Annotated in this window: 25 protein-coding genes; 23 read left to right on the top strand and 2 right to left on the bottom strand. The window is 40.2% G+C overall.

Translation table 11 applies throughout. The features are described 5' to 3' along the window. Window positions 1–37 precede the first annotated feature (37 nt). The 4 genes from folD to G7062_RS01355 all read left to right on the top strand — a co-directional run bounded on the left by folD (window position 38) and on the right by G7062_RS01355 (window position 2,630). Window positions 38–889 (top strand): bifunctional methylenetetrahydrofolate dehydrogenase/methenyltetrahydrofolate cyclohydrolase FolD, encoded by an 852-nt coding sequence (gene folD, locus G7062_RS01370; RefSeq protein ID WP_166064129.1) that lies wholly within the window; start codon window positions 38–40, stop codon window positions 887–889. Then, a complete protein-coding gene (locus tag G7062_RS01365) occupies window positions 882–1,085 on the top strand; it encodes a DUF951 domain-containing protein (protein WP_166064128.1) in 204 nt (67 codons plus the stop codon). Before folD ends, G7062_RS01365 begins: the two co-directional genes overlap by 8 nt. A 3-nt stretch (window positions 1,086–1,088) precedes the next feature. Then, window positions 1,089–2,192: a redox-regulated ATPase YchF gene (gene ychF, locus G7062_RS01360; RefSeq protein WP_166064127.1), complete on the top strand. Its 1,104-nt coding sequence runs from the start codon at window positions 1,089–1,091 to the stop codon at window positions 2,190–2,192. 114 nt (window positions 2,193–2,306) lie between these two features. Continuing rightward, the gene (locus tag G7062_RS01355; protein ID WP_166064126.1) at window positions 2,307–2,630 is read left to right on the top strand and encodes a cyclic-di-AMP receptor; all 324 of its coding nucleotides are present in this window, start codon (window positions 2,307–2,309) and stop codon (window positions 2,628–2,630) included. Between the two features lie 24 nt (window positions 2,631–2,654). Here the strand turns inward: G7062_RS01355 and G7062_RS01350 are convergent, their stop codons facing one another. Then, window positions 2,655–3,803 (bottom strand): hydroxymethylglutaryl-CoA synthase, encoded by a 1,149-nt coding sequence (locus G7062_RS01350; protein WP_166064125.1) that lies wholly within the window; start codon window positions 3,801–3,803, stop codon window positions 2,655–2,657. 122 nt (window positions 3,804–3,925) lie between these two features. Here G7062_RS01350 and G7062_RS01345 point away from each other — a divergent pair, with 122 nt between their 5' ends. The 19 genes from G7062_RS01345 (at window position 3,926) to G7062_RS01260 (ending at window position 23,505) form a co-directional block, all read left to right on the top strand. Then, entirely contained in the window at window positions 3,926–5,101 is a 1,176-nt protein-coding gene (locus G7062_RS01345; protein WP_240915967.1) for an acetyl-CoA C-acetyltransferase, read from the top strand. 124 nt (window positions 5,102–5,225) lie between these two features. After that, window positions 5,226–5,636 carry an ATP-binding cassette domain-containing protein gene (locus G7062_RS11440; RefSeq protein WP_205700142.1) on the top strand — a complete coding sequence of 137 codons (411 nt, stop codon included), beginning with the start codon at window positions 5,226–5,228 and terminating at the stop codon, window positions 5,634–5,636. Continuing rightward, on the top strand, window positions 5,633–6,154 hold the full coding sequence (locus G7062_RS11435; RefSeq protein ID WP_205700141.1) for a hypothetical protein: 522 nt from the start codon (window positions 5,633–5,635) through the stop codon (window positions 6,152–6,154). The genes G7062_RS11440 and G7062_RS11435 overlap by 4 nt, the downstream gene beginning before the upstream one ends. A 1-nt stretch (window position 6,155) precedes the next feature. Then, window positions 6,156–6,890, top strand: coding sequence for an ABC transporter permease (locus G7062_RS01335; RefSeq protein ID WP_166064122.1), 735 nt, complete (start codon window positions 6,156–6,158; stop codon window positions 6,888–6,890). Next, window positions 6,887–7,786 (top strand): ABC transporter permease, encoded by a 900-nt coding sequence (locus tag G7062_RS01330; RefSeq protein ID WP_166064121.1) that lies wholly within the window; start codon window positions 6,887–6,889, stop codon window positions 7,784–7,786. Before G7062_RS01335 ends, G7062_RS01330 begins: the two co-directional genes overlap by 4 nt. A gap of 14 nt (window positions 7,787–7,800) precedes the next feature. After that, window positions 7,801–10,275 carry a LuxR C-terminal-related transcriptional regulator gene (locus G7062_RS01325; RefSeq protein WP_166064120.1) on the top strand — a complete coding sequence of 825 codons (2,475 nt, stop codon included), beginning with the start codon at window positions 7,801–7,803 and terminating at the stop codon, window positions 10,273–10,275. An 85-nt stretch (window positions 10,276–10,360) separates the two neighbouring features. Next, window positions 10,361–11,806: a glutamate--tRNA ligase gene (gene gltX / locus G7062_RS01320; protein ID WP_166064119.1), complete on the top strand. Its 1,446-nt coding sequence runs from the start codon at window positions 10,361–10,363 to the stop codon at window positions 11,804–11,806. After that, window positions 11,790–13,025: an HD domain-containing protein gene (locus tag G7062_RS01315; protein WP_166064118.1), complete on the top strand. Its 1,236-nt coding sequence runs from the start codon at window positions 11,790–11,792 to the stop codon at window positions 13,023–13,025. Before gltX ends, G7062_RS01315 begins: the two co-directional genes overlap by 17 nt. After that, a complete protein-coding gene (locus G7062_RS01310) occupies window positions 13,018–14,238 on the top strand; it encodes an aminopeptidase P family protein (RefSeq protein ID WP_166064117.1) in 1,221 nt (406 codons plus the stop codon). The genes G7062_RS01315 and G7062_RS01310 overlap by 8 nt, the downstream gene beginning before the upstream one ends. A 128-nt stretch (window positions 14,239–14,366) precedes the next feature. After that, on the top strand, window positions 14,367–14,741 hold the full coding sequence (locus G7062_RS01305; RefSeq protein ID WP_240915966.1) for a DUF1934 domain-containing protein: 375 nt from the start codon (window positions 14,367–14,369) through the stop codon (window positions 14,739–14,741). Window positions 14,742–14,744: 3 nt separating this feature from the next. Then, complete coding sequence (rpoE, locus tag G7062_RS01300) at window positions 14,745–15,065, top strand: DNA-directed RNA polymerase subunit delta (protein WP_166064116.1); 321 nt, start codon at window positions 14,745–14,747, stop codon at window positions 15,063–15,065. A 103-nt stretch (window positions 15,066–15,168) separates the two neighbouring features. Then, window positions 15,169–16,788: a CTP synthase gene (locus G7062_RS01295; RefSeq protein WP_166064115.1), complete on the top strand. Its 1,620-nt coding sequence runs from the start codon at window positions 15,169–15,171 to the stop codon at window positions 16,786–16,788. A gap of 28 nt (window positions 16,789–16,816) precedes the next feature. Beyond that, window positions 16,817–17,683, top strand: a complete 867-nt coding sequence (gene fba, locus G7062_RS01290; RefSeq protein ID WP_166064113.1) for a class II fructose-1,6-bisphosphate aldolase — start codon at window positions 16,817–16,819, stop codon at window positions 17,681–17,683. Between the two features lie 194 nt (window positions 17,684–17,877). Next, window positions 17,878–18,627 carry a formate/nitrite transporter family protein gene (locus tag G7062_RS01285; RefSeq protein WP_166064112.1) on the top strand — a complete coding sequence of 250 codons (750 nt, stop codon included), beginning with the start codon at window positions 17,878–17,880 and terminating at the stop codon, window positions 18,625–18,627. A 208-nt stretch (window positions 18,628–18,835) separates the two neighbouring features. After that, on the top strand, window positions 18,836–19,963 hold the full coding sequence (locus tag G7062_RS01280) for an ABC transporter ATP-binding protein (RefSeq protein WP_166064111.1): 1,128 nt from the start codon (window positions 18,836–18,838) through the stop codon (window positions 19,961–19,963). After that, complete coding sequence (locus tag G7062_RS01275) at window positions 19,956–20,603, top strand: ABC transporter permease (protein ID WP_371741442.1); 648 nt, start codon at window positions 19,956–19,958, stop codon at window positions 20,601–20,603. Before G7062_RS01280 ends, G7062_RS01275 begins: the two co-directional genes overlap by 8 nt. Further along, window positions 20,593–21,180, top strand: coding sequence for an ABC transporter permease (locus G7062_RS01270; protein ID WP_166064110.1), 588 nt, complete (start codon window positions 20,593–20,595; stop codon window positions 21,178–21,180). Before G7062_RS01275 ends, G7062_RS01270 begins: the two co-directional genes overlap by 11 nt. 1 nt (window position 21,181) lies before the next feature. After that, window positions 21,182–22,069, top strand: coding sequence for a glycine betaine ABC transporter substrate-binding protein (locus G7062_RS01265; RefSeq protein ID WP_166064109.1), 888 nt, complete (start codon window positions 21,182–21,184; stop codon window positions 22,067–22,069). Window positions 22,070–22,242: 173 nt separating this feature from the next. Next, the gene (locus tag G7062_RS01260; protein WP_166064108.1) at window positions 22,243–23,505 is read left to right on the top strand and encodes a UDP-N-acetylglucosamine 1-carboxyvinyltransferase; all 1,263 of its coding nucleotides are present in this window, start codon (window positions 22,243–22,245) and stop codon (window positions 23,503–23,505) included. Between the two features lie 71 nt (window positions 23,506–23,576). On the opposite strand, the gene G7062_RS01255 is transcribed toward G7062_RS01260, so the two are convergent. After that, window positions 23,577–24,491, bottom strand: a complete 915-nt coding sequence (locus tag G7062_RS01255; RefSeq protein ID WP_166064107.1) for a sugar phosphate isomerase/epimerase — start codon at window positions 24,489–24,491, stop codon at window positions 23,577–23,579. Window position 24,492: the final 1 nt, after the last annotated feature.

Raw genomic sequence — 24,492 nt, 5'->3', positions numbered from 1 at the left:
ATAATTGATGGAAATGTTGTGGAAAGGAGGCGTTTGAATGGGAACATTACTCGATGGTTTCATGGTATCAAAGGCGATACGCAGTGAGCTTAAAGACCGCGTTGCAAAATTAATCAGCAATGGAAAACGGGTGCCGTGTCTTGCTGTTATTATTGTTGGTGAAGATCCCGCATCTCAGACCTATGTAAATTCAAAAGCAAAGCAATCCAAAGATGTTGGATACACATCACAAACGATTGCTTTGCCAACGCAAACAACACAGGAAGATTTAATCAGTGCAGTTGAAAAACTCAACCACGATAATAATGTGGATGGGATTCTTGTTCAATTGCCTTTACCACAACATATTGATGAAGATGCATTAATCAATGCAATCGCACCAGAAAAAGATGTGGATGGGCTTCACCCACTCAATGTTGGTTATCTAAATCTTGGAGAACCAACATTCATACCTTGTACACCAAAAGGGATTATCCGCTTGTTGGATTGGTATAATATCAATCTTGAAGGGAAACGTGCGTTGGTCATTGGACGGAGTCGATTGGTAGGAAAACCAATTGCTGCCTTACTCATGGCACGAAATGCAACTGTAACAGTTGCGCATTCGAAAACCACGGACTTGAATGCACTGCTCGCAGAAGCAGAAATCATTGTTGTAGCCATGGGACGTCCGGAGTTTATTAAAGCGGAGCACATTAAAGCGAATCAAGTATTGGTTGATGTGGGAATTCATCGCGGTGATGGTAAAATCATCGGCGATGTTGAACACGCAGCCTATGAGAAAGCTGCCTTTGCGACCCCGGTTCCCAAAGGCGTTGGTCCCATGACAATAGCAAGCCTTCTTGAAAATACAATGGAAGCATACTTAAGAGGAGATCATCATGAATAAAAAAGAATATGGTCTTGGTGATATTGTTCAAATGAAGAAAGAACATCCATGTAAAAAATCCCCGTACTTTAAAATTACACGGATGGGTGCAGATATAAAAATTAAATGTGAGGGGTGTGGTGCAGTCATTATGCTCCCCCGTCATGATTTTGAAAAGAAACTTAAAAAAATAATTGAAAGAAACGAGGAATTATAATTTATGGCATTAACAGCAGGTATCGTTGGACTTCCAAACGTTGGAAAATCGACACTATTTAACGCAATTACAAAATCACAGGTTGAAGCTGCAAACTATCCTTTTGCAACAATCGAACCCAACGTTGGTGTCGTAAAGGTTAATGACCCACGACTTGAGCAAATCCGTTCGAAAATTGAATCAAAGAAAATCATTCCAACGACATTCGAATTTACCGATATCGCCGGTCTTGTAAAGGGTGCCTCACAAGGTGAAGGACTCGGAAACCAGTTCTTATCAAACATTCGTGAAGTTGACGCAATTGCCCATGTCGTGCGCTGCTTCGCAAACGCCGACATTGTTCACGAGCATGGTACAGTGGGAGATCCAATCTCTGATATTGAAATCATTGAAATTGAACTCATGCTTGCCGATCTTCAATCGGTTGAAAATCGTATCAAACGTGTTGGTCGTAAGACAAAATCAAACGATAAAGAAGCCTTGTCAGAAATTGCAGTGTTGGATAAAGCGAAAGCATTACTTGACAATAACAAGCCTTTATCAGAGCTAAAACTCACCGATGACGAGCGAGCACTTATCAAAACATTCCATTTCTTAACCATTAAACCCGTAATCTATGTCGCAAATGTTGATGAAGACAGCCTCATGGATATTGAATCCAACGAAATGTATCAAAAAGTCAAAGCGTATGCAGATGCTCGCGGAAGTCGCGTTGTAACTGTTTGTGCAAAAGTCGAGGAAGACTTATCAAGCCTTGAAGATGAAGAGCGTGATGTTTTCTTAGAAGAGTTGGGTGTTAAGGAAAGTGGTTTGGATATCCTTGTTCGCAACTGCTACGATATTCTTAATTTACGTACATTCTTTACGGCTGGACCCCAAGAAATTCATGCGTGGACATTCACAAATGGTATGAAGGCACCGCAATGTGCGGGTGTGATCCATACTGATTTTGAAAAAGGGTTCATTCGTGGTGAAATTTACAATGTTGTTGACCTTATGGAACATGGATCAGAGCAAGCAATCAAAGAAGCTGGAAAAATGCGATCAGAAGGTAAAGAGTATATCATGCAAGATGGTGACATTGTTCACTTTAGATTCAACAATTAAGGTGCATTTGCACCTTTTTTTGTTATGTGTTTAAAATTTCAAACTCTTGTGCAATCATTTCATAGTAAATAAAAAGTTTATGCTATAATATGGATAGGTAAGGAGGAATATTCTATGAAATTAGTACTCGCAATTGTATCAAACGATGACAGTTCATCTGTCTCAGCAGCATTAAATAAAGAAAACTTCCAAGTAACAAGACTGGCAACAACAGGTGGCTTCTTACGCGCTGGAAATACAACTTTAATTATCGGTGTTGATGATGATCGTGTGGATGCATGTTTAGAAATCATTGGTAATGAAGGTAAGAAACGTACTGAAGTGGTGCCATCAACAGCATCTTATGATATTGGTCGTTACGCATCATTCCCAGTTGAAGTTCAAGTGGGTGGAGCAACGGTCTTTGTAATGGACGTTGAAGCGTTCCACAAGTTATAAAAGAAAAAGCGCATATGCGCTTTTTTATTTGTTATAAATTCGTTGATGATGCTTCACTTCTTTTAAGTAGAAGTCTGAAGACTCATTTCTTGTATCGAGGATTTGATGTGAACCGTCTTTAATAAGTGATGCATTGAACATTGCTTCATATTCTTTAATGTTTAAGGCTGTTCGTTTTTGTAACATTTCATCATGATCAGCAACTAAAGCATTTTTATAGTCTGGTTGTAAAATTCCGCTGAAAAATTCACCGACAGCGCCAGAGCCATAACTAAACAAACCAATGCGGTCTCCAGCATGTAAACTTCCTTTTTCCAATAAAGAAACAAGGCTTAAATAGAGGGAACCTGCATAAATATTGCCAACACTTCTATTATAGTACGTGCTGTCTTTGAAGTTTTTAAATAGGGTTGCATGGTCTTCTTCATCTGCAATTGTACGCAAAGCCTTCAATCCCATTTTTGAGTAGGGAATATGGAATGTAAATGCGGCAAAGTCATCAAGGCTTCTTTGTGTTTTTTCCATATAATCAGTGTAGACTTCTTCGAAGAATCGTTGGTATTGCTCGTTTGAGTATTTCCCATCAACGAAAGCGAAATCACTGTAGTTTGGTCGCCAAAAATCGAGAATATCATCCGTGAAATAGGACGTGTCATTTTCAAGTATGAGAATTTTTGGATCCGCCGCGATTAAAATCGCAACCGCACCAGCACCTTGTGTTGGTTCTCCACCACTGTTGAGCCCATATCGGGAAATATCACTTGCAATGACAAGTGCTTTTTTTGTAGGATTCAATGCGACATGACCTTTAGCAAGTTGGATTCCTGCAGTTGCCCCATAGCATGCTTGCTTCATTTCAATAGCGCGAGCGCGCGGATTAATTCCGAGCATATGGTGAATTGTGGTTGCTCCTGCTTTAGATTGGTCGATTCCGGACTCCGTCCCCAAGATTACCAAATCGATCGATTCTAAGTCGGCTTTCGAGAGTATTTTGATAGCAGCGTTAGCGCCCATAGTTATGGTATCTTGTGTGATTGGAGGTACAGCCATTTTATCTTGTCCTAAACCAATGGTATACTTGTTTGCGTCGACACCACGAGCCTCTGCAAGCTTGGTCATATCCAAGTAGTAAGCAGGCGCGTAGAAGCCAATTTTATCAATACCTATGTTCATAAATGCATCTCCTTTTATGGTACACCTATTATAATAGGAAGCGTTGTATTTAGCAAAGAATAATAAAAGTTTTGTCTTTACGATAAACTAAAGGTATAATATACAAGCCGACAAAAAAAGGAGTGATTTATTTGCGAGACGTAGTAATCGTAGGTGCAGCACGTACTGCCATTGGAAAGTTCGGAGGAAGTTTTCTGAACACATCAGCAGTAGAACTTGGAACTGCAGTTATTGAAGAAGCAATAAATCGTGCTCAAATTAAACCCACTGACGTCGATTATGTTGTCATGGGTAATGTCATTCAATCTGGTCTTGGACAAAATCCAGGACGTCAAGCAGCGGTTAGAGCAGGCGTACCCTACTCAACACCAGCGATGACAATTAATGAAATGTGTGGTTCAGGAATGAAGTCCATTCACTTAGGTATGCAATCAATCATGCTGGGTGAAAGTGATGTCGTTGTTGTCGGAGGATTTGAGAATCTCTCACAAGCCCCACATTTGGTTAAGAATGGACGCTTTGGTTCAAAAATGCAAAATCTCATAACAGTCGATGCAACAACAGTTGATGGTTATACAGATGCATTTACACAAGAACTGATGGGAATGACTGCAGAGCATGTAGCAACACAATTTAATGTGAGTCGCGAAGATCAAGATGCATTTGCACTTGAATCGCAAAGACGCGCAACCCGTGCTCAAGAGTTAGGAATTTTCAAAGATGAAATCGTACCTGTAGATACAGGAAAGAGCATCATGGAAACGGATGAATACATTCGTCCCAACTCATCAATTGAAGCATTACAAAAACTAAAACCAAGCTTCAAGCAAGATGGAACTGTTACGGCAGGAAACTCATCGGGCGTTAATGATGGTGCAGCAGCACTTGTCATTATGAGCCGAGAAAAAGCTGAAGCCATGAATCTAAATATTATTGCGACCATTAATGGTTTTGCTGAAGTGGGGATTGATCCATCAATTATGGGTTATGCACCGTATCTTGCAGTGGATACATTAATGAAGAAAACAAATACAGATATCAATACAGTCGATCGTTTTGAATTGAACGAAGCGTTCGCTGCGCAATCATTAGCCGTTATTCGTGATTTGAAAATCAGTGAAGAAAAGGTTAATGTCAATGGTGGTGCCATTTCAATTGGTCATCCAATTGGTGCTTCAGGAGCACGCATTATGGTTACCTTGCTTTATGAACTGATGCACTCAGATACAAAACGAGGTGTTGCCTCATTATGTATTGGTGGTGGCATGGGTGTTGCGATGCTTGTTGATCGAGAATAGAATTTTTCAAAACGTTGTAAGCGTCGCTTATGACGTTTTTTTTACGAATGTGCCATATGAAATCAACCGAACGGTTGATAGTAAGGAATGCCTTTCCCCAGTATAGTTTAGGAGAGGTGATACTATGTTAGAAATATATGAATTAAATAAAAAGTTTGGTGATAAGGAAGTGGTAAAGAACATAAACTTTAAGGTTGATGCACAAGAGGTGCTTTGTATCCTTGGTCCCAATGGAGCGGGGAAAAGCACGACGATTAACATGCTGACAGGAACGCTTGCCCCGAATGGTGGTAAAATCTTGTTCGCTGGAAAACCAATTCAAGAGAATCTTCAAGACTACAAACAAGTTTTAGGTGTAGTTCCCCAAGAAATTGCTTTGTACGAAGATTTGACAGCACTTCAGAATATTACCTTTTTTGCTTCGCTCTACAACATTCCTAAAAGAAAACTCAACATGAAGTGCATGCGCGCGCTTGAGTATGTGGGGTTGGGCGACCGGGCGAAGGATCGTGTCAAGACATATTCTGGGGGATGAAGCGGCGTCTCAATATCGCGTGTGCCATCGTACATGAGCCGGAAATCATCATCATGGATGAACCAACAGTTGGGATTGATCCACAATCGCGAAACCGCATTTTGGATACCATCCGTGATTTACGTGACCAAGGAAAGACAATCATTTATACCACACACTATATGGAAGAAGTTGAGGCCATTTCAACACGAATTATTATCATGGACCATGGTGACATTATTGCGCGCGGTACAAAAGAATCATTGAAAGCGGAAATGGGTGATATTCGAACATTTACAATAACGGTTGAAGATGGACGTACGATTAACAGCGATGCAATTTACAGTATTGAAGGAATAAAGGAAGTTAAGATTCAAGGAGAATCGATTAAGGTCACATCACTCTTAAGTATTGAAAATCTGGATCAGGTTATTGCGGTGCTTATTGGACAAAATATAAAGATTCAAAGTATTCAGACGGCAATGGTGAATCTAGAACACGTATTCTTGGATTTGACTGGAAGAACGTTGCGTGATTGATATGAGACAATTTATAAGAATACTGCGAATGGATTTGGTTAACCTTTTTTCCAATCCAGTGTGGCTGTTTATGAATGCGGGGTTTCCTTTGCTTTTATTCTTTATAATTGGGAATTTGACGCGTTCACACTATGGGGACACACTTTCTTCTTTTGATTACTATGCTGTGACATTACTTGTTTATACTGCTGTGAATAGCGCAGTGATGGCTTCCAATACATTTTTAGAGAATCAGATTAAGTCGGCGAACATTCGTATTGCCTATGCGCCCATTAAACCGAAATTCATCTTTGAAACGAAGATATTCGCGACGCAAATCTTTATCTGGGTATTGATGGTTGTGATGGCGTTGATTATGCGATTTACCACAGGCGCTAACTTTGGTGGTATCCCAGGGTTGCTTGCGTTGGGGGCGATTTCATTCTTTGCTTCTTGCCTGGGCGTTATGGTAGCTTGCTTTATGCGTTCAGAGGAAACAGCGAATATGCTCGTAAGCAATCTCATTGCACTGTTCGCAATTCTAGGAGGCACATTTTATTCACTTGAGGGGTTTGGGTCCGTATTTGTAATGTTATCAAATCTTTCATTTGTGAAGTGGATTCAAACCGGTATGTTCCAACTCATATACGATCAAAGAAGTAGCCTTATTGTTACAACAACTGTGGTTTTAGTTCTCCTCGGTCTTGTGATGATGTGGATCTCACGAAAAGTGTTTAAAGTGGAGGATTATTTATGAGAGCCTTGTGGATAAAAAACTGGCAACGGTTTGTACAACGAAAGTTTGTTCTAATTATGATGATGAGTTTGACCCTAATAGCAATTCTAGTTGCTGTATTTTCAACCACGGTAACACCAAAGGTAGCCAACCTTGTGGTCGTGGGTGATGGGGTAGTTCCCCATGAAGAGGCGTTCAATATTACGCGCCAAGACACACAACCTCTTTACAGTGACCTGGTGTCAAATCGCTTTGATGCTGTAATCACCTTTGTGGGCGAGTCGGTGCGGGTTTCGTCGCTTAAGAGTGTGGACAAGGTGCAGCAAATTGAGATGACATTAGGAAAAGGTCAACCTCAGATTACGTTAACCAACGGCGAAATTGGTCAACGCATTGTGACGTACATGAGTGTGTTCCTTTTAATGCAAGGCGCATACATGATGTTCTTGGTTGGTGATGATCTTCAAGGCGGTCAGCGCCAACGTATTTTAACCAGTCCAATGCGTGCAAAACAGTACACAGTTGGAAACATAAGTTTTATGTTTGTATTCATCACCGCGACGACAATGGCATTTTTACTCGCCATGCGCTTGTTTGGCGTAAATCTTGGGTATACGCTCATAACTTATTTTCTCTACGTATCGACACTGACCCTTGTAGGGATTGCGTTTTCTTTTTTAATGTTTGTGATTGTCAAGAAAACAGATGGTGCAACGATGTTAACGCAAGCTGCCCTAATTCTAACAACACTATTGGCAAATGCATCTGTTGACCAAAGCAGTCTCTTACACAGTGTTGTATCGGCATTGCCACAACATGCGATCTATCAACCCTACGGCGTCTATTATGGTATTATTTTGTCAGGAGTATTCCTGTTTATCGCAAGTATGTTAGTACAAAGAGCGCATAATAACTAAAGTGAGGTGAGTCCATGCAGTTGATTTCCGCAAAAATGAAACGTCCCGAACTACCCAAAGCAATGATTTCGCGGCCTAATTTGGAAACGAAACTCAAAAAATTGGGCGATTATCCTTTAACATTTGTTGAAGGAATTTCAGGGACCGGAAAATCATTGGTGGTTTCGAAGGTTGTCTCACAATCTTTCCCCAACACAGTATGGCTATCTTTAGACGCAACATGCAATCATGTTTATGTTTTTTGGAAGTATGTCATGCAAATGTCAAACATTGAATCGCTAAATGCTGTTGAGACCTTGGGCATGGATGCTCTGGAAACTGCGCTGAATACGTTTATCAATATCTTAAATGAAGGCGAAGCACGAGTCTTTGTTTTTGATGACATGCATTACATTAACGATGCAACAATTCTTTCGATGGTTGATTCAATGATTGCCAACCTCCTTCCTCATATTCACATTGTTTGGATTACCCAACCGCATGGTCAATTTACCTACACAAAGTATCTTATGAAGCATAAGATGCTTTTGATTCGTGATGAAGATTTGCGACTCACTCATGAGGAATCCTTGGACTACCTTCAAAATGTGCTTGAATACACGGGTGATGCGTCATTAACGATTGCGAATTTTGCTGAAGGTTGGGTCGGTGGTTTGCATCTTGGGGTCGCTGCAACAATTTGGGAACAACGTTTGGATGATAATCTCATTGATACCTATCTTGAACGAGAAATATTTAATGCCTGCACACAAGACGAACAGCGTTTTATGGTAGAAACATCAATTCTTACCTATTTTAATCAGCCGCTCATTGATGCGTATCAGCCAGGTTCAGATCTCAAAGCGTTGTTAGCGTCGTTTACGAAACGTCATATTATGGTGCAGTATGTTGGTTCGGATGTGCGATATCATCATATGTGGCAGGATTTTCTACGTCGTAAATTTCAAAGTCTTCCGGATCATGAGGCAATCCGACGGCGTATTGTTGCAATCTATACCGATCAAGGGGATGCGTATGAAGCGATTGAACATCTCTTTGAACTCAAGGACTATGTTGCAATCATGGCGCGTGTCGTAACATTGGCACAATCAGCAACGACGTTCGCATTCTTGGGTCGTGTTCCAATAATGGCAATCGTCGATAATTTTGAGTTCGCCTACCAAAAACTCTTTTATCACTATGCCAATATGGAATTCAGTGCGTGCACAGAGATCTTTCGAGTAATCAGTACGACTGAAAATTTGGACCCGCAATTCCAAGCGTTCAAAGGACTTGAAATCCTGATTGAACCTGCGAATGTGGGGTATCAGCATGACACCGTCGAAACACCACGTGCTTCAGAACTGACCCAAGCCTTAGTAGGAGTTCGAAATGCTGCGATGCATTATTATAGAGATCGATTCCACGATGCTCTGATGGTTCTGCAAGCAATCGATGTCTCTACAGTTGAAAGCGAAAACCCATACTTGCGTTTTTATGTGCTAAATATAACGGCGCAAGTTTATGAGGAACTGGGGTATCTAAAGCAAGCACTGAATGCATCCAAGCGGCTGCAGGATTACATCCGTACAATGGCAATGCTCGATTTTATTCGTGTAAGTCACACCATCAGTGAAATTGGGATTCTCTTGAAACAATATCGATTGGGGGATGTTGAAGTCGCGTTGGAATCCATTGGTGCACGCTATTTGATAGACTTCACCAATATGCAAACTGCGTATCAGTATAATTATGTAGAGTATCTGTATCTTAGAGGAAACATCGAAGTGGCATACAGAGAATTTGAAAATGTTGTCCAGCATGGATTGAAGGATGGCTTGCTTGCCTACTCAAGCATCTTGAAACATCCAATTATTCATCAACAACTTTCGTTGACCCTGCGAAATCAATTCAAAGACAGTTATGCAAAAGCAGATTTTCACACGTTAAACAGCCAATTGGTTTACGTGCGTTTGTTGTTGATGGAGCAAAAACGGGATATTGCCATTGAATTGGTAGATCGCATTCTTGTACACGCACGGCGTGAACGCATACACTTGAAGGTGGTTGAAGCATCACTGATTAAAGCATCCATCGTCAATGATGCGCGCATACAAATTGCTTTGTATAAAGAGGCGCTTTATTATGCTCATCAGGATTGCATTATGGAACCGTTTATGGAAGATCGTCAGGCAACCCTTTCGATAATTCAAACCCACGGGAATCATCTTCTTACAGATGTGAGTCAAGCAGAACTGCATTTTCATCAACAAATTTGCGCACATTTAAACGTGAATCAAGAACAACTTACCGAGCGTGAAGTTGAAGTGCTGAAGGCCTTAGCACAAGGAAAAACAAATCGGGAAATCGCCGAGCGTTTGTTTATTTCATTAGCAACCGTAAAAACACATCTCATCAATCTCTATCGTAAATTAGAGGTGAGTTCGCGCGTTCAAGCAGTTCAAAAAGGCGTTGCGTTGGGAATCATCAAATTAGAGTCGATTTCTTAAATCGGCTTTTTTAGTGTGCGCTAGTGTGCGTGAGCATAAACCGTGATATAATAAACTTGATGTTTTTGAAAAGAGGTAATATAAAATGGAAAGAGTTCGAGTAAGATATGCACCAAGTCCAACGGGTTTTTTACACATTGGGAATGCGCGTACAGCTTTGTTTGATTATTTAATTGCAAAACACTATGGGGGAGATTTTGTTTTGCGTATTGAGGATACCGATATTGAACGGAATGTTGAGGGTGGAGAAGACTCACAATCATTCTATCTTGATTGGTTGGGAATTGTTCCTGATGAATCACCAGAAAAACCAAATCCTAAATATGCGCCGTATCGCCAAATGGAGCGTTTGGATATCTATAAAGAATATGTTGATAAATTGATTGTTCAAGGTGATGCTTATAAGTGTTACTGTACATCTGAAGAGTTGGATGCAGACTACAATCGTCAAAAAGAAGCCGGTTATGCTTCAACACGTTACAACCAAAAATGCTTCCATCTTAGTGATGAAGAAAAGGCAGCAAATGAAGCGGAAGGGAAACCCTTCTCTGTGCGTTTGCATGTTCCAGAAAATGCAACATACACATTCGACGATATGGTTCGTGGTGAGATTACATTCGAATCCAAAGATATCGGTGACTGGGTCATCGTAAAATCAAATGGAATTCCGACATATAATTTTGCTGTTGTTATTGATGATCATCTAATGGAAATCTCACATGTATTCCGTGGTGAAGAACATATTTCGAACACACCGAAACAAATGATGATTTTCGAAATGTTTGGATGGGACATTCCGCGTTACGGTCATATGACACTCATCGTCAATGAAACGGGGAAAAAACTCTCGAAACGTGATAATTCAATTATGCAATATATTAGCCAATACAAAGATCAAGGCTATTTACCCGAAGCAATGTTTAATTTCATGTCACTGCTAGGGTGGTCACCAAAGGGTGAACAAGAACTCTTTACACATGATGAATTGGTTGCGGAATTTAGTGAACAACGTTTATCCAAAGCGCCATCAATGTTTGATGTTACAAAATTAACATGGATGAACCACCAATATTTAAAAGCGAAAGATGATGCAGCCTGGTTGGCATTTGTACGCCCATTCGCAGAAGCGGCTCATGATTTAAGCAATAAAGATGAAGCATGGGTTAATACGATGTTATTGCTTTATAAAGAACAATGCCAATACGGTGCTGAAATTGGTACGCTGATTGATGGTTTCTTCAATGAACCGGTATTGGGTGAGGCTGAAACAGATGTCTTGAGTTGGGAAACTACAGGAGCTGTTGCGAAAGCATTCTTGGCAAGCTTACCAACTGACTGGACTGTTGAAAATCTAAAAGAAGCGTTCAATACAACGAAAACAGAGACAGGTCTAAAAGGAAAACCATTATTTATGGGGTTGCGTGTGAGCGCAACACATCAATCACACGGTCCAGATTTAATGAGTGCGTTATACTTAACCGGTGAAGATGTCATCCGAAATCGTCTTGAGACGTATGTCAATTCACTTTAAGGAGTGTTTTGAACATAAGGTAATGCGTGATACGGTCCATGGATACATTCACGTTAATTACCAACTTATTTGGGATTTGATTAACGCACCGGAATTCCAAAGATTACGCCGTATTCATCAGTTGGGTGGAACGAGTATGGTTTACCATACGGCTGAACATTCGCGCTTTTCACACTCTTTGGGAGTGTATGAGGTTGTACGACAAATGATTGAAAAGGTCTCCGGTCTCGGTGATGTTTTATCGGAATATGAGCGGGTATCTTTGTTATGTGCGGGTTTGTTGCATGATATTGGTCATGGGCCCTATTCGCATGCTTTTGAGGCCGTAACGGATGTGAATCACGAAACCTTTACGGATCGTATCATCTTAGAAGATACGCACATTAATCGCATACTCACAGCTGTAGATGCTCAATTGCCGCAAGTGGTGAGTGATATTATCGCGCATCGTCATGAACGCGCATTGCTTACCCAAATTATCTCCAGCCAATTGGATGCAGATCGTATGGACTACCTCCTGCGCGATTCGTATTTCACAGGAGTCAGTTATGGGGAGTTTGATTTGCAACGTATCTTGCGAACAATGATTGTGGTTGATGATCGCATTGTGATGAAGGAAAGCGGGATTCATGCTGTTGAAGATTACATCATGGCACGCTATCAAATGTATTGGCAAGTTTACTTACATCCAACATCACGGAGTTTTGAAGGGATTCTTCTTTCAATTTTTAACAGAATGAAGGATTTAACACTTGAGGATTCCGACGCGATGGATTGCGTATCCTTCTTTAAACCATTTGTGCGTGAGGGGAGTATCTCATTGCAATCGCATTACGAATTGGATGAATCAACGTGTATAAGTGGGTTTATGACATTAACCAAAAGCGATGATGCGATTCTTCGTGATCTTGCATCACGCTTATTGAATCGTGTCTTATTCCAATATGTTGATTTTGAGTCGGATGAACAATTACAAAAAATAGAGAATGCTGTAAATACGGCGGGTTATGATACAAACTATTATGTTGTGAAGGATTTTACAACACAAACACTTTATCAAACACCGTATGAGCAAAATGTTGATTCGGAAATTTATGTTTCCATCGATGGAAAACTTGTGGAGTTATCGCAAGCATCGTCCATTGTCCGCGGTTTTGTCATGGGAGAAGCCAAAGAAGATCGCAAGGTCTTTTATCCTAAGGAGATAAGATATGAATAAAGATACATACAGTGCAATACGCAAGAATATAATGACTGCTTTACCAAAGAATACCGTAACATTCTTGTTCAGTGGCATGGGGGTTCGAAAATCAGCTGATTCAGAATACCCATTCTATGCCAATCGAAACTTCTATTATGCTACAGGGATTGAAGAGCCTGAGGCGGTACTGGTTTTTGATAAGGATAACGATCAAACAATTTTATTCCTAAGAGATATCGATCCCAACATGGAAAAATGGGTTGGGTATTTTATGAAGGATATCGAAGCGCAAGTTATTTCCGGCATCGAAGACATTCGCTATTTTAGTGAATTTGATGCCTATGTTGAATCTGTACTCGCGCGCGATGTTCAAATCGGATTGGATTTTGACCATGATACATTAACAGAAGCAATTCACGGATCGGGTATATCTTTTGCTGACTATGTGGGGGAAGAGCGTGTCATCAATATCTTTGAAGACATTGTGTCATGCCGTATGGTAAAACTTCCTGAAGAAGTTGAAGCAATCAAAGAAGCGATTGAAGTTACCAATCAAGCAATCTTGTCATCCCTTGAGATGATGAAACCGGGTAACAATGAAAATGATGTTGCTGCACGTTTCCTCTATGAGGGAAACAAGGCACATGGTGAATTGATGTTTGATACCATTCTTGCTGGTGGTAAGAATGCGACCGTACTTCACTATGTTGAGAATAACAATGAACTCCATGATGGTGATCTCTTACTTTTTGATTTAGGGATTAAAGTAAATGGATATGGTGCTGATATCTCAAGAACATTCCCGATTAATGGGAAGTTCACTGAGCGTCAACGCGAAGTGTACCAAGTTGTGTTGGATACGTTCCACGCAGTAAATGAAGCCATACGCCCAGGCATTAGCATCGTCACACTGAATGATCTTGCTAAAGAATACCTTGCTGAAGGCTGTATTCGTTTGGGATTGATTGATGATCCCAAAGATGTGTCACGTTACTATTACCACTCAATTGGTCATTCGCTAGGACTCGATACACATGATGTATGGTTGGACCGAGATGCACCGCTTGTACAAGGCAACGTTATCACGAATGAACCTGGACTCTACATTGCAGAAGAAGGCATTGGAATTCGTATTGAAACCGATGTATTGGTAACAGAGGAAAGCAATGAAGATTTGGGTCCGCAAATAATTCGAGAAATTGATGAAATTGAAGCATATTTAGCGAAATAAATGTGAATATAATATGAAAGTGGCGGTCAATACCGTCACTTTTTCTTTTTTTGAGCAAAATGTATTGACATTACAGTCAATTTTCATATAATGCATAGGTAAATATGTAAGGGGGCACTCAATCAAAGTTGAAAATTACAATTACACAAAACTCGCGAGATAATCGTTCGAAGGTAGTCGATAACGCTGCTACGATGGATGATTATGGCTCGTATCGCCGCATGACTTACGCCGAAGAGAATGGCGCCATTGTCGTGATAGACATCTTAAGTGATGAAATTTCGCTCAAACGTCAAGACACATGGTTAACTCAAGGCTTGTTTCATAGATTTGATAAAACTGAAATGCTTGTATCGAATGAGCATGGAACCGTAATATTTGATGTTAATGTAGAAGAAATGCAGATTGAAGAGAACTTGCTTTATATTAGGTATCATTTGAGCCAAGGTAACGAACGTATCGATACCCTTGAGTTTGAGTGTAGGTGGGAACCGGAGGTATAATCTATGGCATCGAAATCATTTAGTGATATTGCATTTGAAAAATTACAAAAAAAGAAAAAAGAAGTATTGTTCCAAAAACTTTGGAAAGAAGTATCGGACGAGGTAAACTTGACCGAAGAAGTTGCGAAACGAAAAGTCGCATCATTTTATAACGCGTTGATGTTAGATTCACGTTTTATTGCTCTTGAAGGTAATAAATGGGATTTACGCGACAGACATACCCTAGAAAGCTTGCAAATTGATCCAGATCTTCTTGAAAGTTATGATGACTATGAAGATGAATTTGAGGATTATGAAATCGAAATAAGCGTCGAAGACGAATAATTATAGATTTCAGTTGAAGTAAGTATTTTAGTTTGCTAAAATAAGAAAGGGCAGTAGGCTTCCATTTGATGGGAGCTTTTATTTTGTTTAGAAGGAGAAAATGATGACAACAAAGTATATTTTTGTAACCGGAGGGGTAGTTTCGGGTATTGGTAAGGGGATAATCGCATCCTCGGTCGGACGACTTTTAAAAAATCGTGGCATGAAAGTGTTCATGCAAAAGTTTGATCCTTATATTAATGTTGATCCAGGGACAATGTCGCCTTACCAACATGGTGAGGTTTTCGTAACCAAGGATGGTGCAGAAACCGATCTTGACTTGGGTCACTATGAGCGTTTTATTGATGAAGAGTTAACGCAAAATGCGAGCATTACAACCGGTCGTGTCTACCAAAGTGTAATAAATAAGGAACGTCGTGGCGATTATAATGGTGCAACCGTTCAAGTTATTCCACATATTACGGATGAAATTAAAAATAAAATCTATGCAGCTGGTCGTGAATCGGGTGCCGATGTTGTTATCACTGAAATTGGTGGTACTGTTGGGGATATTGAGTCCCTTCCATTCTTAGAAGCAGTTCGTCAAGTCCATGGCGAAAATAGAACTGAAGATGTCGTCTTCATTCACACTACACTGATTCCAAAAGTTCCTGCTAGCAATGAATTCAAAACAAAGCCTACTCAACACAGTTTTAAAGAGCTCATGTCATACGGTATCAAAGCAAACATAATCGTTACCCGCTGTGATGAGCCACTCACAAATGATATGAAAGCAAAAATAGCACTTTTCTGTGATGTAAACGAAAGTGCCATTATTGAGTCTCGTAATGTCGAGAACCTTTATGAATTGCCGTTGTCATTCCAACGTCAAGGTTTGGATGATTATATTATGCATAAATTTGACTTAGGCCATACTCCAGAAGCAGATATGGTGGAATGGGAACAAATGATTGAGCGTGCTACGCATTTAAAGCATGCTGTGAAGGTTGCGTTGGTGGGGAAGTATGTTGAACTCCATGATGCATACTTATCCGTAGCAGAGGCGCTGCAACATGCTGGCTACGAAGTGAGCAGCCAGGTAAACATTGATTGGATTGATTCCACAACGATTACCACAGAGAATAAAGATGATATTCTCAAAAAGTACGATGGAATTCTTGTTCCCGGTGGTTTTGGTGAGCGTGGTGTTGAGGGCAAGATTATTGCAGCTCAGTATGCGCGTGAAAACAATGTACCATATTTCGGAATTTGTCTCGGAATGCAAATTGCAATGATTGAATTTGGCCGTAATGTTTTAGGTATGGAAGGGGCTCACACAACTGAGATTAACCCTGATACAAAATATCCAATTATTGATTTAATGGAAGACCAAATTCATGAAACAGACTTAGGTGGAACGCTTCGATTGGGAGATTACCCATGTGAGTTGAATCCAGAAGGAAAAGCACATCAATTGTATAAACATGATGTTATTTTTGAACGCCATCGTCATCGTTATGAATTCAACAATAAATTCCGCGAACAGTTCGAGGCAAATGGCGTACTATTTAGTGGATTAAGTCCCGATGGGCAATTGGTTGAAGTGGTTGAACTTAAGGACCACCCATACTTTGTTGCATGTCAATATCACCCAGAATTTAAGTCGCGTCCAAACCGCGCACATCCATTATTCTATGGATTTGTCGATGCCTCTTTGCAAAATTCTAAAAAGAGAGTAAAATAGAGATAGAAATTAGGAGGAAGTTTAAATTATGGCATTAGTTTCAGCAAAAGAAATGTTAGAAAATGCACGTGATGGCCACTACGCTGTCCCTGCAATCAACATTAACAATCTCGAGTGGACAAAGGCAGTTCTCTCAACAGCACAAGCAATGAACTCACCAATCATGGTTGCAGTTTCAGAAGGTGCTGGAAAATACATGACAGGTTACAAAACAATCGTCGGTATGGTTAAAGGTATGATCGAAGAATTGAACATCACAGTTCCTGTGGCACTACACTTAGACCACGGTAGCTACGAAGGCGCAAAAGCAGCGCTTGCAGCTGGATTTACTTCAGTTATGTATGATGGATCACACTTAGATCTTGAAGCAAACTTAGCACAAACTCGTGACATTGTTGCAATTGCACATGCGCAAGGTGCATCTGTTGAAGCCGAAGTTGGTTCAATCGGTGGAGAAGAAGATGGAATTATCGGTTCAGGTGAATTAGCAGACCCAGCAGAATGTAAAACAATGGCAGATACAGGCATTGATTTCTTAGCTGCAGGTATTGGTAATATCCACGGTAAATATCCAGAAAACTGGGCAGGATTAAGCTTCGAAACATTAGAAGCAATCAAAGCTGCAACAGGAAACATCCCATTAGTATTACACGGTGGTTCAGGAATTGACGAAGCACAAATCAAAAAAGCAATCTCATTGGGTGTTTCAAAAATCAACGTTAATACAGAATTACAATTAGTGTTTGCAGCAGCAACACGCGATTTCATCATTGCTGGTAAAGATTTAGAAGGTAAAAACTATGACCCTCGTAAATTATTAGCACCAGGATACGATGCAATGGTTGCAACTGTTAAAGAAAAAATCGAAGTTTTCGGTTCAGCAAACAAGGCTTAATTTAAACAACTTCAATAGAGAGACTCCACGTGGGTCTCTTTTTTATTTGTGCGTAATATTAAGAAATGTGCAAATCTCAGTGTAAAATTGCTTAGAACCCCCTGAGAGTACACCATTAAGCCATCAAGTGTGCAAAAATATCTTGAACACGAGACCGTAAAGATGTAAGATAACCTATGGACTCGGAGGAAATTATGAATTCATTAAACGAAACAGTTGCACTGGTTAGTGAACTGGGAGAAGCGAAAGTTAAAAAGAGTTTAACAGCTAAATTTATTTTAGGTTTTATTGGAGGCGCCATGGTTGCGCTTGGGTATACCGCATATATTATTGTTGCATCAACAATTCCAGGGGGATTAGGGGTCTTCTTGGGTGCGAGTATTTTCCCAGTAGGTTTGATCATCATTCTGTTGGCAGGTGGTGAATTGATTACTGGAAATATGACCGTCGTTGCGACGGCACTTTTCAATAAGAAAGTAAGTGCTAAAGAATTGGTTGCAAACTGGGTTGTTATATCCGTCGCAAATATTATAGGCGCGTTGTTTGTCAGTCTTGTATTGGGTGTCTATCTTGGGACATTAAACCCGCATGTTGAATTGGTAAATAAATTGGCAACGGGGAAAGTACACTATGATGCATTGCGTACCGTTGTATCAGGCATTGCTTGTAACTGGGTCGTGGGTCTTGCTGTATGGTTGTGCATGAGCTTTAAAGATCCCGTTGCGAAAATCATTGGGATTTGGTTCCCTATTATGGTGTTTGTTATTTTAGGCTACCAACATAGTGTTGCGAATGTCTTCTTGTTATCGGCAAGTATGGCATATGGTGGTGTAACATTTATGCAGTTTATCACGAATTTTACCTTTGCTTTCATTGGTAATATTATCGGTGGTGCTGTATTTGTAGGCTTGTTTTACACCCTAGCAATTAAGAAAGCAAAATAGTCAAAGAGGTCCAATTCGGGACCTCTTTTTTTGTGGTGATTTGTTTGAAAGCGAAAAGTGCGTTATAGTATAAGGGTATGATGTGGTTTAAATTGACTACATTAAACTCTTTTAGAAGTTGTTTTTATATATTCAGCGTGAATCTTTAAGGGAATGTGCAGAACATTCTTTTTATTATGTATCTGCATCATAGTAGAGGAGGATAACGATGATAGAATATCGTAATGCTAGTAAAACCTATAATGGTAAAACTGTAATCGAGGATTTGAATCTCTCGATTAAGAAGGGTGAATTTGTGTGTCTCATCGGACCTTCGGGGTGTGGAAAAACGACAACACTCAAGATGCTAAATCGTCTCATTAATAATGACGGTGGGCAAATATTTGTCGATGGTCAGGATATCAATAAAATGAATATCACGGACTTGCGTCGCAGTATTGGTTATGTAATTCAGCAAATTGGGTTGTTTCCAAATATGAGTTTGTATGACAACATTGCTGTTGTACCAAATCTTTTGAAATGGTCAAAAGAGGATATTGACGCGCGCGTTCGCGAATTGATGCCGCTTGTTGATATGCCGTTTGAAGACTATGCACATCGATACCCTAATGAATTAAGTGGGGGACAACAACAACGTATTGGCGTACTTCGTGCGTTGGCAGCCAATCCACCCGTAATCTTAATGGATGAACCGTTTGGTGCGCTTGATCCTGTTACACGTGATGTACTTCAAGATGAAGTGAAGTCATTGCAAGAAAAATTGGGAATCACAATTGTGTTTGTCACCCATGATATGGATGAAGCAATAAAAATGGCGGATGTCATTGTCTTTATGGAGGGTGGAAAGATTGTACAACAAGCGTCTCCAGAAGAAATGCTTCGCAATCCAGAAGCAGATATTGTTAAACAATTTATGGGGAAACAGATGCAAGATGATGGTGAACCTGTTGATCTTCTGTGTTCAGACCTCATGAAACCCAATGTTTTCAAAGTCTACAGTCGTCGTCCTATTTTGGAATGTCTTGGTCTGATGCGTACTCGGGATTTAAACTCAGTAGTTGTCATTGATGAGGCTCGTAAATACATGGGTGTTGCATGGATTGAAGAATTAATTGCAAAACGAAATGAGCTCCAAGTTGTTGGAGAGGTCACTGAGGCGTCGGTGCCGGCTTTTTATACAACAGACGATGCCAAACTCGCAATTGCAGAAATCACCGAAAACAAGCGTGATTACGTGGTTGTGATGAATGGGCAAGAAGAAGTTGTTGGAATTATTACCCGTGGTTCAATTGCAAGGGCGCTCACATCAGTTGTTTGGGGTGATGAACGTGCTTGATTTATTCATCAGTAATTTACCAAAAATTCTTATGGCAACATTGGTTCATGTTAAATATGTCATTATTTCCGTTACTCTAGGTAGCATTATCGCAATTATCATTGCATCAGTATTGTCACGATACAAGAGATTGTCAAAGTACATTCTACCCATAATTGGTATTTTTCAGACAATACCTGGGATTGTATTTATTGGAGTGCTCTTTGTTTACACAGGTATGCGTCCGATTACTGTGTATATCGCATTAACGGTCTATGCCATCTTTCCTGTCCTCAAGAATACCTATGCTGGAATTCTTGAAGTAGATGATGGCTTGGTTGAAGCGGCCAAAGGAATCGGTATGACAAAATGGCAGTCGTTGTTCAAGGTGGAATTACCAATGGCAACCTCGGCAATATTCACAGGGATACGCATGGCAACAGTTTATACTGTGAGCTGGGCAGTTCTTGCGGCCATGATTGGTCAAGGAGGATTGGGTGAATTTATTTATGTTGGGATTGATACCAATGTACAAGCCTATATACTAATGGGAGCAATTCCTGCGGCGCTGCTAGCCATCGTTATGGGATTTATCGTCGATACTTTAAAAAGTGTTGTTACTGCTCGAACAATGCGTCAAGGAGGTCAACATGAAGCTTAATATGATACTCGAACATCTCTTTCTGGTGATTGTTTCAGGATTCTTTTTGTTAATCTTGGGATTGATTATTGGTATTGTTGCATACATGTTTCCCAAAGTGAAAAAGCCTATCTTATTTGCGGTCGATGTCTTGCAAACGATTCCAACCCTGGCGATGCTTGGGCTACTCATGGTGTTCTTTGGCCCAACTACCCTAACGGTCATCATCAGTTTGGTTTTATACTCATTGCTTCCCGTAGTGCTCAATACAGTTACGGGATTGGATGGCATTGATGGCGGCATTAAAGAAGCTGCGATTGGGATGGGGATGACACCCCTGCAACGCTTGCTTAAGGTTGAATTACCGCTCGCGTTCCCCTTAATATTCTCTGGTATGCGCATTGCAATCGTAACCTCTATTGGGGTTGCGGTATTTGCGACATTTGTAGGAGGTGGAGGACTTGGTGCGATACTTTATCGTGGTGTCCGTACACAAAATATGAAATTGCTTGCCTACGGAACACTTGCACTTGTGGTGATGTCAGTTGTTATCGATGGCCTGATGGGACTTTATGAGAAAAGATTGGAGCGTCGTTAATATGAAGAAAATAGGAATTATGCTTTTAATAATGGTCATCCTCACCGGGTGTAGTACACGTGGTGAGAATGATCTTGTGATTATTGATGGCGACATTGCGGAAATGAATATTGCAACATACATGGCTAAGGCGATGATCGAAGCAAACACAAATTATTCCGTATACATTCAACCATCGATGGCATACAACCTCGCCTTTGATCAAATTAATAATGGGAGTATGGATATGACACTCAGTTGGGATGGCACACTTTTAGCAACATTCTTACAAACAGACCCATCAACGATCCCTAACGGTGTTCCGCTTTATGACTTTACAAATCAAAAAGCAGCACAAGAGAGTCATGTAAAACTTCTCAATAAACTGGGGAACCAAAACTCGTATGTGGTAGCAGTATCGGGGGACTTAGCACGTGAGCATAGCCTCACAACGGTTTCTGATCTTATTCCACTGGCTCCAGAACTTGTTTTTGCAGCGGAACACTCATTTTTTGATGAAGTTGGATCCGTGCGATTCAAACCCTTAATCAATCATTATGGGTTGAACTTTAAGTCAGCAAACTCGATTGATATCGGCCTTAAATATGCGGGGTTAGAAAGTCAAAACATGGACGTCACACTTATTACGAGTGCTGATGGCATGATGAATAAATATGATGTCGTCATGTTAGAAGATGATTTGCACTTCTTTCCAGAATACTACAGTGCATTTATGGTTAATCAGGATATTGAGGAAAAATATCCCGGAGTTGAAGCGGTTCTCAATACTTTGTCAGGACATCTAACCGACGAAATTGTGCGTGATTTAACATATCAAGTTGATGTCGAGGTTCGCGATCCGCAAACTGTGGCCGAATCATTCTTAAGGTCAAAAGGCCTTATCGAATAACCACACCGAAAAAGCCTAAGAAAAATTAAGCTCTGTGTGTAAAATGTGAAATGTGTTTGTTGTATTGACGAAACTATGAGGCTAACCTAATTCATATCTATGAGAAGTTGGTTTTCACTATAATTCACGCATGATTTGAGTTATAATAATCATGGATAAAAGGAGTTGTGTGGATGGTAGAAGTTATAAAAATTGAAGGTGGAAAACGCCTTAATGGAAAAGTTAGAATTGGTGGCGCAAAAAATGCAACTGTTGCATTGATTCCTGCAGCAATCCTAGCGGACAATAGTGATGTAAATATTTATGGAGTACCTGATATTTCCGATGTTGAATCACTCTCACAATTACTAAGTGAATTAAATGTATCGGTGACATCGCCGACACCTGAACACTTTCAAATCAATACATCAAATATGAAAAACATTGATCTCGACAGTGATGCCGTAACCAAATTACGTGCGTCATATTATTTTATGGGAGCACTTCTTGGAAAGTATAAGTATGTCAGAATGATTATGCCTGGCGGCTGTTACTTAGGACCCCGTCCCTTTGACTTACACCTTAAAGGCTTTGAAGCACTGGGTGCTACGGTCGAGTATGCTCAAGGATATTATACGATTAAAGCTGAAAAACTCGAAGGTGCAAAAATCTATCTTGATTTTGCATCAGTCGGAGCAACAATTAACATTATGTTAGCTGCAGTGCTTGCGGAAGGTCGTACTATCATTGAAAATGCTGCGAAAGAACCTGAAATTATTGATGTTGCAAACTTCTTAAACAAGATGGGTGCTAACATTCGTGGTGCTGGTACAAACATGGTTACAATCGATGGCGTCGAAAAACTTGATGGAAAACCTCATGAAATTATTCCAGATCGAATTGAAGCGGGAACGTATATCATTATGGCTGCAGCAATGGCAGATGATGTAACGATCGAAAATATTATTCCGCAACACGTTGAGGCACTCACATCAAAATTGATTGAGATGGGCGTAAATCTTGAAATTGGGATTGATTCGATTCGCATACAAAAATCAGCCAGTCTCAAAGCTGTAGATATTACGACACAGACATACCCTGGTTTTGCGACGGATCTTCAACAACCGATGACCTCACTCTTAACACAAGCAGAAGGACCATCCAATGTAAAAGAAACAATTTATGCAGAACGCTTCAAGCATTGTGCTGAATTGCAACGTATGGGTGCCAATATTGGTGTTCATCCTGCGCAAGCAACCATTACCGGTCCAACACCATTGTTTGGAAGTAAGGTTGTTGCAACAGATCTTCGTTGTGGGGCATCACTTGTTGTTGCCGGCTTAATGGCAGATGGTGTTACTGAAATTCATGAAGTGTATCATATCGATCGTGGTTATGATGATATTGATAACAAACTAACCGCTCTTGGTGCTAAGTTCTGGCGCGAAGAAGTTTAGTTCGCAAAGTAGATTATTACGAAAATATGTAAAAAAAAGGAAGTGCTCGAAAGAGTGCTTCCTTTTTGGGTCTAAATAATGAATTGTCGTAAATATTTGTAAGACAGGATAACAGACTTGTCAATTGCTTCGTTGTTGTGTTCAAATGCTTTATCTTCAACTTCAACACAAGCATATCCATCATATCCAATACCATACAATGCGGATGCGAAATCATCCCACTTAATGTCTCCCAATCCTGGTAATTTAGGACTCATGTATTCAAGGGGTGTTGCCATAATACCAACATCATTGAGTTTGTCTTGATGAATAGTGATATCTTTGAAGTGAACGTGGAATATTTTGTCCTTGAACTCGTAGATTGGTTTAATATAGTCAATATGTTGCCAAACAAAATGTGAGGGGTCGTAATTGATACCAAGGTTTGGGCTGGGGACACGTTTGAAGACCTCTCGCCAAACGGCAGGACTTGTAAACAAATTCTTTCCCCCAGGCCATTCGTCTTCTGTGAATAACATGGGACAGTTCTCAATCGCGATTTTAATGTTTCTCTCTTCTGCGTAAGTCATGATGTCATTCCAAACAGGGACAAACGAATCCAAGTTTGCGCTTAATGATTCATGATGATTGCGTCCAATAAATGATGTTACCGTTGCAACATCGAGTAAGACAGCTGCATCGATTACTTTCTTTAAATGATTGATGCTTGTTTCACGAACAGTGACGTCGGCATCGAGAACATTCGGATAATACGCAAGAGCAGAAATATCAATATTTCGCGCTGCACAATAAGCTAAAATTGTTTTTGCAGATTCGTGAGTCAATGTAGCGACATCAATGTGTGATACACCTGCATAACGACGTTCTGCTTTGCCACGAGGCCAGCAACAGACTTCGACACATTCATAGCCGACTTCTTGTGCAAAATCAATCATGGGTTCAAATTCGTAATGACCCAATATTGCACTGTTAATGCCAAATTTCATA

Origin of the sequence: Erysipelothrix sp. HDW6C, from assembly GCF_011299615.1 — a bacterium.
In the GTDB taxonomy this organism is placed as follows: Bacteria; Bacillota_I; Bacilli_A; order Erysipelotrichales; family Erysipelotrichaceae; genus Erysipelothrix.
Note: the sequence above shows the minus strand (reverse complement) of the source record. Positions and strands in the feature narration are given on the sequence as shown.